Origin of the sequence: Paenibacillus sp. J5C2022 (assembly GCF_025567625.1) — a bacterium.
GTDB lineage: Bacteria > Bacillota > Bacilli > Paenibacillales > Paenibacillaceae > Pristimantibacillus.
Map to the genome: position 1 here is coordinate 24,145 of NZ_JAOQJC010000003.1, position 19,074 is coordinate 43,218.

Sequence of the window (19,074 nt, forward strand, 5' to 3'; positions counted from 1 at the left end):
TGCTACTTACTGGGACACCTGTTCGTTCATCATGTCCACGATTGATTGATAGTCGCCGATATTTGCAAGCTCCTGCTTGAAGGCATCCCACTCGCTGAAGTCTCTTTCACCCAGCAGGAATTTATAAATATTCTCGTCCAGATACGTGCTGACCGCCGTCATCACCTGCGCTTTTCTGGCTTCATCCTGCTTGCTCAGACGAATAACCGGGGACTGCTCATATGGTGCGATGGCCTTGGCGGAATCCAGTCTGCCCATTCCCTCCTGCGGACGAATTTCCTCAATGCTGCCATTCGCGTAGAACTTCACTTTCTTATACTTGATATAATCGGTAGAGTAGTTCTGAGGCGCATAGACGAAGCCTTGACGCGTCCACGGATTGCCCAGGCCGAATGCGGACAGCTCCTCCCATTCGCCGCTCTCATTAATGAACTCGCGCTTGCCGTCCACCATTTTGTACGTTTTGCCCTCCACGCCCCAGTGCATCAGATCCACCATTTCCGGCGAGTACTGATAGTCGAGCATCTGAATAATCAGCTCGGGATATTTCGTTTTCTTGGAGACCATGATGCCGTAGTTCGGGTAGATCGTCTGCCCCAGCAGAGCCGGTCCCAACACCCATTGATCGCCGTAGTTTTCGTTTTTCGGGTTCACAGCCGCTCCCCATTCGATCCCGTCATCGGGAACGGAATACTTCTCCCACCAGCCGGCCCAAGCGATCGGAATCATGAACGACTTGCCCGTCGTTACTTTGGCCTGAAGCTGATCCTGCGACTGGCTCAGGAACTCCGGATCAAGCAGCTTCTCATCATACAGCTTGCGGATGTACATCAAGCCTTCTTTGAAGGAGTCTTCCGTCGGTCCGTAGACGTATTTTTCGCCATTCCAGTAAATATCGCTTTTGGAATGATTGGACAAGGAAGTGGCATCCCAGAATTTCGGCCACTCCTGCGCGTTCACCGGGTAAGAATCCGGATATAGCTCCTTCAGCTTTTTGGCGGCGTCATAGAACTCATCCCAGTTTTCAGGAATTTTAATATTGTGCTTCTCGAAAATGTCGAACCGGTACAGAGCGGGATAAGCGGAACCGGCCAATCCGGTGTCGTTGTTGAAGCCGTCGCCGAAGAAGAACATTTTGCCCTCCGGCGTATACATGCTCTTGTCCGAGAACATGGTGGATTCCAGATACTTCTTGTAGTTCGGAGCATACTCATCCAGATAAGGCGCAATATCAAGAAGCGCTCCCTGATTGCCGAATTGGAACATGACCTCGGCATCCTTCACTCCCGACATAATGTCCGGCGTATCGCCGCTGGCGAGCGTCAGCTTGATCTTCTCCGGATAATCGTCGCTGTTCACATAGATCCACTCAATATCAAGCTTCTTGCCAATATGCTGCTCCATCTTCTCCTTCCACAGCTTATACAGCTCAGTCTCACGAGGGTCGTCCCCGAAGCTGGACATATAGGCCTGGATTTTGATCGATTCTTCATTGGAGCCGGCCGGCGGAGCCTTCTCACCGGAGTTGCCGATTTCCGCAGGCTTGTTCTCGTTGTTGCCGCTGCACCCTGCGAGCGCGAACGTAGCGGCAAGCATTAGACTGAACAGAATAAGTGCTGTCTTTTTCAATGTAACCCCTCCATTGTTTGTATTGTTAATCTATCTATGTGAATTATAGATCAACCGCTGTTAACCTTTCACCGATCCGATCATCATGCCCGAGACGAAATGCTTCTGCAATAACGGGTAGATGAACAGTATAGGCAAAATGGTGACGATGACCGCAGCCATCTTAATGTTCTTCGGATTCACGTTAAACGTATCGATATAACGCTGCAGCCCGCCGACATCGGTATAATCGTTCAGTTCTATCGTCATTCGTCGCAGTATAAGCTGAATCGGCTGGTACTTCTCGTCGTTGAAAAAAATCATCGGCTCGAACCACATGTTCCAAAACATCACCGCGCCGAACAGGGCAAAGGTAGCCATCAACGGCTTGGATAGCGGCAAATATATGCGGAAGAGAATGCCGATGTCGTTCGCCCCGTCCAAATAAGCCGACTCCCGCAATTCCTTCGGGATATCCTGGAAGAATGTCCGGAAGATAATAATATTGAACGCGCTCATGGCGACCGGCAGCACGATAGCCCACATCGTATTGAACAATTGCAGGTCCCGCATCAGAAGGAAGGTCGGGATCAGTCCGCCGTTGAATACCATCGTAATGATGACGAATATGGCAAGCGGCTTGCGGAGAATGAACTCGTTAACCGCCAGCGGATACGCGAAAAGGGAGGTGAGCAGCAGCTGCAGGAATGTGCCGATCACCAGATAGACGATTGTATTTTTGTAAGCGGTCAGTATATCGTTGCTCTGGAAAATGTATTTATACCCATGAATGTCAAAGCCTTGCGGGTACCAGCTAATCTTGCCCTGGGCGATGAGATCTGGCGTGCTGATGGATACAGAGAACGTATTCAGCAGCGGATACAGCATAATTACGCAAAGCACAATCATGAACAAGTAGTTTACGATGTCGAACGTCTTCGACCAAACGCCCTCGTTGTACGTTTTCAAGGCGATTCACTCCTTTACCATAAGCTGTTCTCGGACACTTTCTTGGAGAAGTAATTGGCGAACACAATCAGCACGAAGCTGATAACCGATAGCATCAAGCCTACAGCGGCGCCGTATTCGAATTGACCGCCTTGCACGCCGACCCGGTATACATAGGTCTCAATGACGTCTGCGGTATCATAAATCTTGGGATTGTACATGAGCAGCACCTTCTGGAAGTCTGTGCTCAAGATGGAACCCAGCTTCAATATAAGCATGACCGTTGTTGCGGGAATGATCGCGGGCCATGTGACGTATCGCAGCCGCTGCCAGCGATTCGCCCCGTCTATAACTGCGGCTTCGTATTGCGAGTGGTCGACGCCCGTCAGCGCCGCTAGATAAATAATGGCGCCATACCCCAGCTCCTGCCATATGCTGGAACCGATATATAGCGGACGGAACCATTCCGACAGATACAGAAGTGTTCTAGGCTCCGCACCGAACCAGCTCAGCACCTCGTTAATGATGCCCTCTACGGATGTGAACTCGTGAACAAAACCGATGACGATAACCGCAGACAGAAAATGCGGAAAATACGTAATCGTCTGCACGGTCCGCTTGAACAGCTTGTGCCGCAGCTCATTGAGCAGCAGCGCAAAAATGATGGGCGCCGGGAAACCGAACAGCAGTGAATAAAACGCCAGCAGCAATGAGTTTTTAATAATTCTCCAGCTCATCGGGCTGTCAAAAAAGGCTTGGAAATGCTGAAACCCGATCCATGGGCTCCTTAGAAACCCTAATGAAGCGTCATAACTTTTGAAAGCGATCGTCACGCCGTACATGGGAACATACTTGAACACAAGAATCAGCAGAAATCCCGGCAAGACCATCAGCAGCAAGTAGCGCTGCTTCCAAAGTGTTCGAAAGATGCTGTCTCTTTTTCGTAATTGCAAACTTTGCAAGTTCACCCCTCCTGTGCGCTTTACAATACGTCAACCAAATGTAAGCCTTTTCTTTTTGACCCGAACCGCCTCGTCAAGCACGAGCCGCTCTTGGTGACCTTAGCTTAATAGAGGCCGCCGCCTCCGGGCAATGTGCAACAATTCACATCGTTCCGAAAAATTCATATCGGTATAAATGACAGCTGCATATTAAGAGGTGCCGTCTCTTCAGAACCCCGAATTATGCGTATTGCCATATATTAATATTCTGTTCAATATTTCAGCATTGCGAGACAGCGGGGAAGAATCTGATTATAATTAGCAAGACAGAGAGAGCTATCATTTTATTTTTGCAAGCGTATTCATTTTTGGAAATATCAAGAGAGAGATGCAAGCTGCAATCACACTGTACAATAAAGGGGGGCATCCGGCATGTACAGCTTGTTCCGCTCTGTTACCGCACGCATTCACAAGAGCAGCGTTCTATCGAAGCTGATTGTGGTCAATATGATTTTCATTATTTCGCTATCTGGCTTGCTCGGCTACAATTATGTGTACTTGAAAAACGATGTGAAGGAGCAGGTACTGCGGACGAACGAAGACTTCCTGGAGCAGCTGTCGGGAAATCTCTCGAAGGAATGGCATGAGATCCGGACATCGATTTACGATATAAGCGTCAGCCCGGATACCAAATTCCTGTCCATTAATCCGAGAAACTCGCGCTCGTATCAGACGGCGCTGCTGGGTTATAAAAACATGCTGCTGGAATCCAATCTCAAGCTTCCCTTCCGGGCGCAAATCTCCGTCTACTTTCCCAATCAGGACCTGGTCATCAGCGGCGACGGAACCCGTAACTTGAACGTATTCTATGACAGTCTGGAGACGAATAACGACCAGGACAGCTGCCGCTGCTTGCATGAGAGCGAGCAGTTGGAGCAATTGTATAACTTCAATAAAATGATTCTGTTCGCATACCGGTTATTCCCGGAGGGCTATATCTTCGCGCAAGTGGAGAAGAGCGAGCTTCTCGCATACCTGAACAGCGAGACCAAGCTGCTGGACAATGTCATCGTAATCGGCGACGGCACAGGCCATCCCATCGTCAGCACTGCCGGTGAGGCGAAGCAACTGGAGGAGACTTCTGCGGAGACGGTCGTTATTGAAGGGACGAAGTATACGCCTATTTGGAAAGCGAATTCCGACTTTACGTATACCGTCCTGTTCTCGGACAGCCTCTTGCAGGAACGGCTGCAGCGCACGAATGGGTACACCTTCGGGTTATTCGCCGTATTCCTTGTTGCCAATCTGGCGTTCCTGCTCGTGAACTGGTCCATGTTCAAGCCGCTTCGCCAGTTGGCCAGCACATTCAACGGCTGGACCGCCGCATCGGCTACGAGGAATGAATTCGCCATCATATCCGACAAGTTCAAGCAGCTGAATTACGCCACGACATCGATGCAGATGGAGATGACGGAACAAGCCGCCATCCTGGAGCACAATACGCTGCTTCGCTTGCTGGCCGATGAGCATTATCAGATGAAGCACAGCGTCAGGCAGTCGCTGCAGCACAAATTCCATTCTTACATGCTGCTCACGCTAATCGAGGAGGATCTTCACGGTAAGGCGACCGGGGATTATGCGGAAGCGCTGGAGACCGCGCTTGGCGGCGCTTGCCCGTTCATTCATCTGCATGCCCAGGACGATAAGCGCGTATATATCGTCGGCTGTTCCAAGGCCGAGGAGCTGGAAGAGCTGATCGCGCAGTTGCTGGACAGCCATTCCTCTCCGGGAGAGGAACGCCATCTGTTATGCGGCCTGAGCAATGTCCATACCCGCCTGGAAGCAGTCGGGAAGGCGCTGCGGGAATCGCTGGATGCCATATTCAAGCACGTGCCCGATCCCGGTTGCATGACCCGGGTGCTCCGCTACAAGGAATGGAACAGCGAGCAGGAGACTGTCTTTCATTTGTCCATCGACAAGGAGCAGGAGCTCGTCAACTATACGCTGAAGGGCAACTCCGACGCTATTATCCAATTTTTCGATAAGATGATGGACAGAACGCTCAAGCATATGACCTTCGAGCAGTTCCGCAATATGCTGCGTTACTTGCACGATCTGCTGCTTGTCATGATGAACAGCAAGAAATTGAATCCAAGCGAGATATGGGACATCGCGCCCGACTTCAATCACACTTATCATCTGATGCACCTGTATAACGAAATTCGCAAGGGATACATCGATGTCGCCAAGCGCTTCGCGCTGCCGAATACGCCGCTGCTGGAACAGATCAAAGCTTATATCGACGAACATTATGCCAATCCCGATCTGTCGCTGACCTTGATTGCCGAGCAGTTCTCTATTACGCATGTGTATTTGTCGTCTTACTTCAAGAAGCAATCCGGCTACAACCTGAATCACTATATGCATACGATACGGATTCAAGCCGCGATCCGCCTGATGAATTCGAATTCCGGCCTGACGATGAAGGAAGTCGCCGAGCAAGTGGGGTATTCCAATGCGGGCACATTCATCCGCCACTTCAAGAAGATATCCGGCACGACGCCGACGCAGCACGCCAAGCTTCAGCAGAGCTGAAGCGAGTAGGAGATGAAGCTTGGCGGAGCTAAAGCGAGTAAAGATGATGCTTGGCAGAGGTAAGCGAGTAAGAGATGATGCTTGGCAGAGGAATGACGCCATATGCAAGTAGCAGATAGTAGAAGGTGGAATATATAGATACGCAGGGTCGATCATTGGCTTTATGGATGAGCTCATTCATCACGCTGAAGCACGGCGACGGCCATTTTGGATGGGCTCATTCATCACGCTGAAGCACGGCGACGGCTATTATGGATGCGCTCATTCATCACGCTGAAGCACGGCGGCGGCTATTATGGATGGGCTCATTCATCACGCTGAAGCACGGCGACGGCCATTTTGGATGGGCTCATTCATCACGCTGAAGCACGGCGACGGCCATTTTGGATGCGCTCATACATCACGTTGAAGCACGGCGACGGCCAACTGGATTTTGTGTCATTATTAAAGATAATTTCTCATTCTTTCACGCTGCAAATGGAATAGGTACAGTTAAATCAGACTAAATTGCACAGTAACGCAACGATTGGCAGAAAGAGTAGCATGAAATACAGTTGTTGGCGACAAGTTGGAGCATTCCAAAGAAATTAGCAGCATGAAATCCAGTTAGATAATAAGCCGAGTTTTTAATTATTTGAGAAAGAGGCTGTGATGGGCAGAAGCTTATAATATCACACAAGGAAGTTTGAGATTATACGCGAGTTTAGTGATGAATTCGAGGGCTATATTTTACGATTTTACAAACAGTTCGAATGGTATTGCACCCTGTAGGAACAGGGGAACCACTCGCAGCAACGGTGATTCCCCTTGTTCATATGTTGAATTCAGAACCACTTACTTCTGCAAAGTCAGGCCTTATCCATTTGTGCTGGTAATGGAGATCTGCCTGTCCTCTCCGGCACCTAACCGCGTAAGCAGCAGCTCGCCTTTCGCATAGTTAATAGTTACAATGTCCACGACCGCTTCCGAGATCGTATCGCGGATTTTATCCGGTGATTCCGGGAAGTTCTTGTAGCTGACGGAATTCAAAGTCGTGATGAGCGGAATCTCGTCAATGGCGTAAACCTGATCGATATGCACATGTCCGAACAGACATGCCGAGATCCGGCTGCGATTTTCTCTCAGCACCTTCCACAGCTTTTCTCCGTTCGCCACTTCGCCATCCGTATAACCGGTCAGTTCCCTTTGCAGAATGGGCACATGGCTGAAAATGACTGTCTTCCACTCGTCCTCGTTCTCCAAGCCGCTAAAGTCAAATACGTGCTCCTTGACCCAGTGAAGCTGCCGGTCGGAGAAGGCATATTCCCACTGCCCGTTCTGCTCCAGCATGCCGTCGCGGTTGACTTGATAGACAATATCGATGCTGTTGAGAACGACGACTCTTGTCTTCTTTTCAGGGAGGTCGTAGTAGAAATACAGACCTGTCTCGTTCCCCTTGTCGAAGGAGACGGTTCCCTCCAGCTTGCTGTAGAAGTCGTTATATGCTTCAATCGGGAAGATCACATGATTGGCGCCCTTCCACTTCCGGTGAAAATCGTGAATGGAATTGTCGTCGTGATTCCCCTTGACCGGCAGCACTGGACACCCATCCACGCGAAGCGCGCTCATTAATTCACGCTGGGAACGGAGCACATCCGCCTTATCGCCGTTCTCGCTCCAGTCACCACCGGCCACGATGCAATCCGGGGCAATCTCCCTGGCCAGATGCCGAATCGCTTGCGCGACGCGCAACTGATTGCCCCCTGTCTTATGATGTGCATCGGTATAATAAATCAGAGTCGCTGTCTCTTCATCCTGCGCCTGCCGCACCTTGTCGATAGCCTCTCGAAGAGGGGCATGGTAATACTCGGGCAAATCGCCGAAGCCGTCTTGCTCCGGCTCCGTCCGGAACAGACCTTGCGGAACCCGACCCGACCACAACTCCGGCGCCTCCAGACCCAGCGCGTATGCCGCGACTGCCGCCGTATCGGTAATGCAGATGTCTTCCGCCGCAATGGCGGAGGAGACTCCCGGCCCGCTGCAACCCCAGAATATCGTCACGTCCTGCGGATGGGCGCTCCCGTGTCCATTGGGGTCCGCTCCTCCCCCGCCGTGATCCGCGAGCATAATGATCAGACTTCCGTCGAGCAATCCGCGCTGCTCCAGCATTGAGGAAATGTCTCCGATATAGCCGTCCGTCTCGCGAATAATGTCCAGATAAGCCGGCGTTCCGTACCCGAAGGCATGTCCCGCACCGTCAATGCCGTCGAATTGAATGAACAGCAGTCTGAAGTCGGGATGCGTCTCCAGCAGCTCGCCCACCTTCTGGACATGATGCCTGTCGGCATGTACATTGGCTACATAATTGGCGGCCCCTTCTTCGATAATGCCGTCGTTAATCGGCTGCCATGCGCTAAGTGATGCGATAACGGGTTCCGGTTCCGCATCCCTGAGCAGCTTCATGAATGAGGGATACGGCGAGTCGAGCGGATACTTCTGCGTATCGGCTACTTCATTGGTTAATCCGTGCAGCTTCGGCTGCACCCCGTGGAACATCGACCCCCAGCACTCTCCGCTTATCGTCGGCAGCACCGTTCTGGCCTCGTAGCTGACGAAGCCGCCGGCCAACAACCGGTCGATATTCGGCGTCTCCGTGTCCTTCACCATATTACCTGCGCCGTCCAATCCGATAATAATGACTCTTCTAGCTAATCCCTTCACTTCGCTCATCCCCTTATCTTCATGCTATTATGCTCTGCGCTACTATATAAATCGCAATGTAATATGGCCGCCCCCTGCCTGGTCGAAACGAATGCGTAGTTGAATCCATTCTCCATCGCCATGCTCCATCCCTGCGAGCGTCAGGCCGGAAGCTTCATGCTCCTTAAATTCATAATCCGGCGGAACGGCAATCCAGTAATTCTCCGTCGTCCCCTTCACCCCGTCCAGCTCCAGCAGCAGCTCGTTATTGTCCCAGCATTCGTTCCTTACGCTAACAGCATCCATGCTGACATGTCTGGATGAAGCGATTAACCGCGGATAGGCTTCTACTTCCGTCAAACCTACAATCTGGCAATGTCCCAGCTCCAGCTTCTCCAGCACAATCGTGCCTTCGAACTTGCCGATATAGCGTTGCCGCCAGAAGTCGAAGGCGTAATACGCCTTGTCCGGAGACAGAGCGAGCGATTCCAACTCCAGCTCAGCAGATGGTAAAGGCACGACGGCGAAGCGACCGGCGACGCACCAACTGCGATGCGGCAGCTGGAAGTGGAACGCCCATAGAGACGCCGTCGGACAAGCGAGCTGCTGCGCGGCGTCTATCCCCAGCAAGGCGAAAGCGGCGGACGGGTCGGCCTTGTAGTCCGCCTTCGGCAGTGACAGATCCAGCGGATAAGAGAGGTCCAGCGGTCCCGTCTCCCCGGTAGACGTCGGCAGCGCCGGCAGACAGCGCTGAGTCGCATAACGTCTGTCCGCATCGTACAGATCGGTGTTGTCGCTGATCATCAGCACCCCTCCGGACAACGTGACGAGAGAGAGCAGCGACTTGCCCCAAGCCTCCTCCGTCCGCATGCACACATAATCGGGGTCGTTCACGAACAGAATGCGGTGCGTATGGTACCAGCGGGCCGATTCCACTATCTGCTTGCAGATCGCCGGCCAAGTCGGATTGGAGTCGCCTGCGATCCGGCAAGCGTCGACCAGTCCGACCGCCTCCGTGAGCACGCCCCAGCAAGCCAGGAAGTAATCGTCGTCATCCAACTGCTCGCGTGCGCACGTCAGATAAGCGCGTAATTGCCGCGATGCCTCGTCGCTGTCAATGCTGCCTGCAACAACGGCCTTATGCAGTCCGTCATATAAATAGTGCCGGATTTGGTCCGTCTTGAAGTAGCTGTAGCCATGCTCCTTCAGCCCTTTGTACAACGGTGCCGCTTGTTCCTTCAGCGTATTCGCTTCTCCTTTCAGCACATAGTAAATCCACTCTCCACATAAAGGATTGCCGTCCGCATCCTTCTCGAAGCTGTCGCGATTGTCATAAGCGAACTCGCGATTGGTCACCATCGCGCTCGTCCATATTCCCGCTTGGAATCCCCGTTCGCGTACCGCAGATAAAATACCGTCATGGCCGCCGGGGAACCGATCGTTCGTCTGCAGCCACGCATCCGCGGCAATGCCTTCCTTGTTGGGCGGAATCTGCTCCGTCTGATAGCCGTCGTCCAGTTGGATGAACTCCAGTCCGTAGTCTTGCAGATGCTCCTTCAGGTGGGCGGCCGAACGCTCGATATCCGCTGCCGTCACATGCTGGGCGAACGCTTCCCATGTGCTCCAGCCCGCAATCGGCTGCAGCTTCGGACGCCATTCCCACGGACGATGGTTCTGATAGTGAAGATGCTCCCGATAATAGTGCATTCGCAGATTGACAATCCATGGCCGCCGACCGGCTCGAACCTCCATTTCCGCTTGCCAGTTCCCGTCGCTGTCCTGCTCCAGTTGCGGACGGGTCCAGCTCCATTCCGCTCCGTGCCAATCGATCAGCAGATCCTGGAGCACATCATACAGGCCGTTCACGCCGTGCAGGAGCGGCTTGCCTATCTGCCCCAGTATCGCTTGCCCTTCCGTGGCGCGCTGCGGCCGCATGTTGATCGCATCCTTGCTCAGCCTGAAGCGAACCTTGACTGTCGCTGGCCGATCCAGTGCGAGATAGAGCTGTTGCGCAAGCGGCCTGCTCTGCAGATTGCCGTTGGAATACTCCCGGTAGTACGGTTCCGCTCCATCCGGAATGTGGAATGCAAGCAAGGGGCTGCCGTTATAGGCGTATTGCAGTGTGCGCGTGTCGGCATTCCAGCTATGCATCACGTGCGCCGCCGGCGGTTCATGGCTGGCTATTGTTCTCATGGGCGTATACCTCCTTCACTTTACGACACTTGTCTCTTTCGACACATTCGGCTTCTGGAGTTGTGGACAAAAGGCCATGGTTTTTTTCATACAAACTTCGGTGTTTGGAGCCTTCTGTGCGTCACTTTGTACGATTTTTCGTACAAACGCTCTCCATTTGCTCCACTAACCCAGCAACTTGTACGATTTTTCATACAAACTTCGGCGTTTGGAGCCTTCTATGCGTCACTTTGTACGATTTTTCATACAAACGCTCTCCATTTGCTCCACTAACCCAGCAACTTGTACGATTTTTCATACAAACTTCGGCGTTTGGAGCCTTCTATGCGTCACTTTGTACGATTTTTCATACAAACGCTCTCCATTTGCTCCACTAACCCAGCAACTTGTACGATTTTTCATACAAACTTCGGCGTTTGGAGCCTTCTATGCGTCACTTTGTACGATTTTTCGTACAATCGCTCTCCATTTACTCCACTAACCCAGCAACTTGTACGATTTTTCATACAAACTTCGGTGTTTGGAGCCTTCTATGCGTCACTTTGTACGATTTTTCATACAAACTTCGGCGTTTGGAGCCTTCTATGCGTCACTTTGTACGATTTTTCATACAAACCTCGGCGGCGGAGATAAACATAGCACTGCTGGCGCTCTATATGATCATTTTGAGCGATAGCGCACACTTTTCGGCTCATTTTCGATGGCTACGTGGCCATTATGAGCGATAGACGGTTACTTTATAGGCGAGCTTGGCACTGTTGGCGCTCTGGCGCTCTATGTGATCATTTTGAGCGATAGCGCACACTTTTCGGCTCATTTTCGATGGCTACGTGGCCATTATGAGCGATAGACGGTTACTTTATAGGTGAGCTTGGCACTGTTGGCGCTCTGGCGCTCTATGCGATCATTTTGAGCGATAGCGCACACTTTTCGGCTCATTTTCGATGGCTACGTGGCCATTATGAGCGATAGACGGTTACTTTATAGGCGAGCTTGGCACTGTTGGCGCTCTATGTGAGCAGTTTGAGCGATAGCATATATTTTGAGGCGCATACTTTCAGCCCATCTCCGATGGCTACGTGGCCATTCTGAGCGAGAAGGAGATTACTTCATTCCCAATGGCCGCCACGCTATAAGAGATAACGTATACCGTCTGATTGTGGCAGTTATTCGGCAGCCTCCGCTTGCTTCATATCTATCCCCGCTCAATCTACCGCTCAATCTACCGCTCAATTACAGTTCCGTCGGTCGTCTTGATCAAGTAGTACTCTTCGTCGAAGTCCACCTCGACGCTCGTGCCGTCCGAGAACGTTGTGCGCTGCTTGCGGCGATTCCCTCTTACAAACTCATGGCCCGTCATCTCAAGTCCGCCAACCCGTTCATGCAGCTGAGCCATTACGCCCACAATTCGTAGCTCCTCCTCCGACGGTTGTATGGACAGGTAAGGAACGCCTGCGTTCAACATGCCGTGCAAATAACCGCAGTCCGCGAGCGGAATGCCCCACGCGCCTTTCTCCAGCGGCCAAGGCACAATCAGCGCATCATGATACGCCAGCGAGAACAGCGGCACCGGAATGCCGATCGCCACGCCCTCGCCAGGACCCGGCGCAAGCGCATAAGGCGCATGATGAACAAGGTCCAGGACGGGAACGGCCCAATCCGCCGGCTCCTCCGAGCTGATAATCATTCCCCTGCTTCTAATCTCCTGGAAGCAGCCCTTTCGGTACGACAAGCTCTCCGACCTGGTCATGGGGTGGGCGGGATCATAGCATTCGTCCCCAGGGACGACGGCGAATACGTCAATATAGGCGCCGTCCGGCTCAACGCCATGCTGCCGCAGCATATCATAGTTGCGCTCCATGTATCCTCTCGCATAGGCTGTGCACAGAAAGCTATGCGCGCCGCCCGCCCAAATATCGCAGTACTCCTGCTTGCCTTCGCTATCCTTGATCGTCAAGCTGGTATGATAGGAAGCCGCATCATGATAGAAATCGCGGTAATTGTCGTGAAGGGCGAGCAGAATGTCCTCTTCCCTGCATGTCTCCTGAAGCTTCCGCAGTCCCTTCCATCCCCCTCCCGGCGGGCTGGGAGGCAGAATGTCGGGATGCAGGTTGTCGTATCCCCGCAGTCCCCATCCGTCTATATGCGCATAGAGCTTGCCCCCGTAACGCCGCTTCAGTTCCGCCAGCTGACGGGCCTTCTCCTCGAAATGCACGACGTAATCGTTGTTGCCGGGATGCTCGTGATCGTAGTAGCTCGATTCCGGTACGATATGGGTGTGCACGCCGCTATGCACGACCGCCGCTCCCATTAAGCGGGTCAACTTGGGATTCGCCTCCCGTTTGCTTGACAGCGTTTGCATATTGCCGAGTCCTACTACATGCTTCCTGTAGCCCTTCGCCATGGCGACGTAATCCATGCCTTCTCCGAAGGTCATCCGCAGTTTTCGCGAATATCGGATGCCGCCGTGTGAATGCACCCATACCGCTTCGGCAAGCGTATGCAGCTGCGGAATATGCTCAACCGACAGTCTGGAATCGTCAGGCGTCTCGATAATGGCCAGATAGCCGTTATTCCCCCTCAGCTGGCCCCACCACGGCATGTAGGCATCCCGTCCGAACATCATCCCGTTATGGTACCTTAAGACGGGCTGCTCCCAGGAAGCCGGAACAATATACCCTTGCATGGCAGGAATGACCGTGTAGTCCGATTCCGGACCGCTTGGAAATCGGAATGCGCCGGGCCAGACGACTTCATCGACCTGTCCCGCTTCCCCGCATCCGTCATGAAGCTCGAATAATAGCTCCTTATTGTGCGTATTCAACAGAATAGACATGAACAGGGCATCCTCGGCCTCGCTTGCACCATTCCCGCAGGCGAACTGTCCAAGACGTATCAGAACGCCTTCGAAATAGCCCGATGCAATGGGCGTAAAGCTCTTCTCCTTCGCCGCGTGAAGTGCCGTCCTCTCCTCGCCCCGCATCACGTTGGCACCGCCCGCTGCCGTTTCCCATACGGCAGTCCCCGTATTCACTTTGACGGCCAGACTTTCCTTGTCCAACGTGACGGACATGCCGCCGCATTCCAGTATGAAGGCATGATCGTCGTTTCTTATCGGCATTGCCTATCTCCCCCCGGTAAATGAATGCATAGTCACGCTCTCCCCCATACTGTAATGCTTGGAACAAAAATAAACGATCTTCATTTTTGAAGATCGTTGTCATATTTATAGATTTTTAAATTTTTGGATGCTAAAAATATGCTCATTCACCGGATCAGACCTGGCAGCATCAGCATATCCCCGAGCCTATGAAGCCGATAATCTGGCTTGACGATTGCAGACACAGAATCGTTCGCAGCTGCCGAACCCGGCACTGCTGCCGAATCATTCATAGCCGCCGAGCCGATCGCCGCGACCTTCATGCCGCCGCTTATGGCGGCTTCCACGCCTGCCGCCGCATCCTCCACGACGAGACAGCGGGACGGCTGTACACCGAGCCGCTCCGCCGCCTGCAGAAATACCTCGGGGTGCGGCTTGCTATAGCTTATAGCATTGCCGTCCACAATGACATCGAACAAGCCTTCCAGACCAAGCCGCTCGACAATGAACGCAGCATTGCGACTTGAAGAACCGATAGCCAGCTTCAGCGACATGCGCTTCAATCGCAACAGTACATCCTTGACGTCCCGCGGCACATCCCGTTCCGTCAACTCATACAGCGACTGCCTGTAATAGCCGTTCTTCCGCTCCGCCAGCTCCATCTTCTCTTCCGGGGAATACGCCCGGGCAGCCTTCTCCATAATGATGTCCATGCAAGCCATGCGACTAACGCCGCGCAGCTTGTCATTCAACTCCTCATCGAACGGTATGCCTTCCTCCGCGCACAGGCGTCGCCAGGCCAAGTAATGATTGTGATCAGTATGGACAATAACACCGTCCAGATCAAAAATAACCGCTTCTATTTCCATCCGTTCCTCCCGCCACTCCGCTTCTATGCCTTCACTTCCCAAGCGCCGCTGAAGGGATCGACAGGACTGACTCCCTTGAACGCCGATCCCCCCAACAGTTTGCCGATGACCGCATCTATCGTCATTTCGTTGCCTGAATAGGCGTTGATATAGGTGCCAATCTGAGGCACATCGAACAAGTGGTATGGATTGGCGACCGATACGAACACCGTCGGCACCTCCCGTACGAACCACGGCACATCCGCAGCCATGAACGGCTCCCACTGGATGCGCACCGTCGTCTGGTTGCTCGCCGTCTCCACATTGGCCAGATACAGCACCCAGTCGTATTGCTCGCGGAACGCCTTCACCGAGCCGAACAGGCTGGCGAAATCGACATTCTCCCGGTCGAATACACTCACCTCGAACCCTTCCTCCCGCAATCTGCCGATCATGTAGTGTCCGATCGGAGCGCTTCGATGCCCGCCGCGGTCGCCAAGCACGTACAGCAACACGCGCTTATGCGTCTCGACGGCAAGCGGAAGCAACCGCAGCTTGTCCTGGACGAGCGTGACGGATTGCTCCGCGCATGCCTTCGCCCAGGCGACATGCTCCTCATGCTGCAGCATCGTCAGCGCCTCCCGCTCCGGCACAAGCGTTCCCTCCCGCTGCTGCCTGTGCAGGCCGAGGGAAGCCTTCAGCGCCAATATGCGCAGTACGGCTTCATCGACTCTCTCCAACGTCAGAATGCCGCTTGCGATGCCTTGCATCATGAACGCGAAGTCTTCCTCTATATTCTTGTTGAACAGGAACATGTCGCAGCCGGAAGCGATCGCCTTCGGCACGGCAATCTCCCTCTTCTCCGCCATCATGAAGCCCGCCATGGCCGTCGCATCCGTCACAACCAGTCCGTTGAAGCCCAGTTGTCCTCTCAGCAGCTGCCGGATCAGCTCCGGCGCCAGCGTGGCCGGCATCAATTCATCGTCGGCGATGCCCGGCACCAGCTTGCGTGAATAGGCGGGAAGCATGATATGCCCCACCATGACGGAACCCGCTCCCGCCTCAATCAGCTCCCGATACACTTCACCGAACGTCTCCTCCCATTGCTCGACCGACAAGGAATTGACGGAGGAGAGCAGATGCTGATCACGCTCGTCGACTCCATCACCCGGGAAATGCTTGACCGCCGCGGCAAGCCCGCTCTCGCGGAGACCCTTGGCATACGCCTTAGCCATTGCCGCCACCTTCGACGGATCGGAACCGAATGTTCGAACATTCGTAATCGGATTATAGCAATTGACGTCGATGTCCACGACCGGTGCGAACGACCAGTTGCAGCCGACAGCCCGTCCCTCTCTGCCGGCCACGAGCCCCAGACGGTAAGCCGTCTCCTCCCGGTTCGTCGCGGCAACCTGCAGAGGCTTGCCGAAGTAGGTGCCGTCGGTAGCGATGCCGTTGCCCCCCGCCTCCAGATTGGCCGCCAATAGAAGTGGTATGCGGGATTGCTCCTGCAGGTACCTGTGCACATCCTGCACTTGTTCGCCGGGGCCGGGACGGAACATCATTCCTCCCGGCTTTATCCCCTTCACAATCGCTCCCAGTTGCTCCCGGTCATCCGTTAAGCCGATTGGACAGAACAATTGGCCCACTTTCTCTCGTACATCCATTGCATTTAATGTGTCATGCACCCATCGCATCTCTTCCTCATTCAAATAAAACGGCTTGACCGCCAAATCAACCATCATCCAGTCCTCCTGCTTCCCTATGCCGATACTAACGCCCCTAACGCCCCGCTACTCCAGGCAGCTGTTCTTCAACGACTCCCGCACAGTCTTCGTCAATCCGAATTCCTCGGCAAAATAAATATCATAATGTCCGTACGACTCCTTAACGGAGTCAAGCGCCGCTTCCAGGAACGCTTCCCGGACGCCCAGCAGCTCTTCCATATTCCGCAGCACAGACTCCTCCACCCGACCGGCCAGCCGGTCGAGCAGCTTCTCATTAAATGCTTTCATCGTGACATTCGTAAGCATATAATCTTCCATCACCGTCTCCTCCGGTACGCCAAGCGCCAGCAGGATCAAGGCGGCTCCTACGCCTGTCCGATCCTTGCCCGCCGTGCAATGATGAAGCAAGCCCAATCGTTCCGGCTGCTGCACGAGCGCCATGAGCCGCTTATAGGATGGGTTGCCGATCGGCAGCTTCGCGTACAGCTCCATCATCATCTCCTCTGCGCGGAAGCTCTGCAAGAAGCCGCTCTTGAGCAATTGCTCAATCATGTGTCCGCCGCTCTCCCCGCCTTCCGGCTGCGACGGGAAGTTCATCTTGGCCTGCTGCCCTTCCTGAATGGCCGGTACTCGGATAAGCGCGGCATGATCCACCTCGGGGTCCGGCTTGCCCGCCGCTTCATAATCGTCCCGATAATCGAAGATGGTCTTAATGTTCAGCTCCCGCAACCGGACAAGATCTTGCTCGGACAAGCCGGTCAGTTCATCGGAACGGTAGAAGAGTCCGTGCTTCACCTTACGTCCATCGATCGAGCGATAACCGCCCATATCGCGGAAGTTATTCGCACCTTCCATTGCAATCAACCTTTTCATCCTCTCACCCCTTCGCTTTCGCCCACTCATCAATCTGCTTCTGCTTTTCGTTAATAATCTTGTCGATGCCCGCCGCCTTCAGCTTCACATTGAACGCCGGCAGATGCTCCTCGGGGTCCAGCGTCCCCGTATCCAGTCCCAGACGGTATTCCGCGATAACGTTATTGACTGCCGCCACTTCCGTTTTTACATCCTCCACATTGAAAATGAATCCCAGCGCTTTCGATTGCACAGCGCCTTTGTTGAACGCATCCATCGTCTCCCAGGCATCCGGCTCTTCCGTCGTCCAGGTGTACGACAGGAACTGGTTGCCGAACATATACGGCGTGTTGAAGTTGTAGCCGCTATTGGTCACATCGACACCTTCCGGATAAGTCATCACATTGTCCGACACCTTCACATAGTGCTCGCCTTCAATGCCCCAAGTGAACAAATTGTACAGCTCTTTGTCGGAATAGAGCATATTGAGCAGCATCATCGCTCTGTCCGGGTCCTTCGAATTTTTCGGAATCGACCACATAATGCTCGTAATAGTGCTGGTCGTGGCGTAAGCCGGCGTAAGCGAGACCGATACCATCTCACGGCCCAGCTTTCTGGTTGCTTCGACATCGGAACCGGGCTTCATATTGGAGAAGAAAGCGAACGCTTTTCCCGCTTTCACAAGCTCCCGCCCGTCATGCTTGGCCGTCGAAGCGTCCTTGAGCAGATAACCCGCTTCGTACCAGCTTCTGAGCAGCGTCAATTCCTCGGCGTACTCCTCGCTCTCGAACCAATTGACGACCTTCAAGCCGTTATCGTAATTGGGCAGCACACCGATCCCGTCGCCCAACGCATCGTAAGTCGTATAGCCTGCATAGAAGGGAGCAGTACCCGGATTTTTGGCCACTAGCGGCACGACATCCGGTTCATTCGCGCTAATCGTCTCGAAGATTGGCGTCATGTCTTCCACCGACTTAATCGCGCTCGTATCTATCTCGTACTTGTCCACCAGATCCTTCCGCATCAATATGCCGTAGTCCGATGCCATATCTTTAATGGCGGGGACGCCGTAATTCTCGCCGTTCAATCGGGCGGCGGCCAGTTGGAAGGGCTCCAGCGCATCCGTAATGCCGGCCCCGTGCTTCTCCAACAGATCATTCAACGGCAACAGCTGCCCCTTTGCCACTTGCGAGCTGTAGCCGAACCCGCTTGAGGTAAACATCAGATCGATCTTCTCGCTGCCCGCAAGCATCAGATTCGTCTGCTGTTGCCATGCGCTAATGGCGATAGGCATCAGCTTGACTGTTGCGTTCATTTTCTCCTTGGTCATCTTGCTCATCTCGTCTTGCACCTTCTGCATATCCTTCTGCTCGTTGCCATAGAACGCCACGACGATCTCATAGGGCTTCAACCCGCTTCCGGACGTATTGGAGCCGGCATTGCCCGCTTCGTTCCCTGTAGTCCCGCAGCCAGCCAGCAGCACGGCGGATGCGGCCATGACGGCCACTCCCGATTGCGCGAGTTTTCTCATTTTGATCATTGCTGATTTCCTCCCGTTAGTGAATTGAAGATTGCATATGCTC

At 53.5% G+C, this 19,074-nt stretch carries 11 protein-coding genes; 1 reads left to right on the top strand and 10 read right to left on the bottom strand.

All coding sequences use genetic code 11. From position 1 onward, the window contains the following. Nucleotides 1-6: 6 nt before the first annotated feature. From M6D81_RS03395 to M6D81_RS03405, 3 genes are read right to left on the bottom strand one after another with little or no spacing between them, the layout of a single operon-like run. Complete coding sequence (locus M6D81_RS03395) at nucleotides 7-1,629, bottom strand: extracellular solute-binding protein (RefSeq protein WP_262675406.1); 1,623 nt, start codon at nucleotides 1,627-1,629, stop codon at nucleotides 7-9. A gap of 60 nt (nucleotides 1,630-1,689) precedes the next feature. After that, entirely contained in the window at nucleotides 1,690-2,577 is an 888-nt protein-coding gene (locus tag M6D81_RS03400; protein WP_262675407.1) for a carbohydrate ABC transporter permease, read from the bottom strand. A gap of 14 nt (nucleotides 2,578-2,591) precedes the next feature. Then, nucleotides 2,592-3,524 (bottom strand): ABC transporter permease, encoded by a 933-nt coding sequence (locus tag M6D81_RS03405; protein WP_410795685.1) that lies wholly within the window; start codon nucleotides 3,522-3,524, stop codon nucleotides 2,592-2,594. Nucleotides 3,525-3,929: 405 nt separating this feature from the next. Between M6D81_RS03405 and M6D81_RS03410 the strand changes: the two genes are divergently transcribed. Further along, nucleotides 3,930-6,092 (top strand): helix-turn-helix domain-containing protein, encoded by a 2,163-nt coding sequence (locus M6D81_RS03410; RefSeq protein WP_262675409.1) that lies wholly within the window; start codon nucleotides 3,930-3,932, stop codon nucleotides 6,090-6,092. Nucleotides 6,093-6,947: 855 nt separating this feature from the next. Here M6D81_RS03410 and M6D81_RS03415 read toward each other — a convergent pair. The 7 genes from M6D81_RS03415 to M6D81_RS03445 form a co-directional block, all read right to left on the bottom strand. Next, a complete protein-coding gene (locus M6D81_RS03415; RefSeq protein ID WP_262675410.1) occupies nucleotides 6,948-8,792 on the bottom strand; it encodes an alkaline phosphatase family protein in 1,845 nt (614 codons plus the stop codon). A gap of 42 nt (nucleotides 8,793-8,834) precedes the next feature. Beyond that, nucleotides 8,835-10,964, bottom strand: coding sequence for an alpha-amylase family protein (locus tag M6D81_RS03420; protein ID WP_262675411.1), 2,130 nt, complete (start codon nucleotides 10,962-10,964; stop codon nucleotides 8,835-8,837). Nucleotides 10,965-12,186: 1,222 nt separating this feature from the next. Beyond that, nucleotides 12,187-14,085: a DUF5696 domain-containing protein gene (locus M6D81_RS03425; protein ID WP_262675412.1), complete on the bottom strand. Its 1,899-nt coding sequence runs from the start codon at nucleotides 14,083-14,085 to the stop codon at nucleotides 12,187-12,189. A 146-nt stretch (nucleotides 14,086-14,231) separates the two neighbouring features. Continuing rightward, nucleotides 14,232-14,933 (bottom strand): beta-phosphoglucomutase, encoded by a 702-nt coding sequence (gene pgmB, locus M6D81_RS03430; RefSeq protein ID WP_262675413.1) that lies wholly within the window; start codon nucleotides 14,931-14,933, stop codon nucleotides 14,232-14,234. A gap of 23 nt (nucleotides 14,934-14,956) precedes the next feature. After that, the gene (locus tag M6D81_RS03435) at nucleotides 14,957-16,657 is read right to left on the bottom strand and encodes a glycoside hydrolase family 3 protein (protein ID WP_262675414.1); all 1,701 of its coding nucleotides are present in this window, start codon (nucleotides 16,655-16,657) and stop codon (nucleotides 14,957-14,959) included. 48 nt (nucleotides 16,658-16,705) lie between these two features. Continuing rightward, a complete protein-coding gene (locus M6D81_RS03440) occupies nucleotides 16,706-17,512 on the bottom strand; it encodes a tyrosine-protein phosphatase (RefSeq protein WP_262675415.1) in 807 nt (268 codons plus the stop codon). 4 nt (nucleotides 17,513-17,516) lie between these two features. Beyond that, on the bottom strand, nucleotides 17,517-19,031 hold the full coding sequence (locus M6D81_RS03445; protein ID WP_262675416.1) for an ABC transporter substrate-binding protein: 1,515 nt from the start codon (nucleotides 19,029-19,031) through the stop codon (nucleotides 17,517-17,519). Nucleotides 19,032-19,074: the final 43 nt, after the last annotated feature.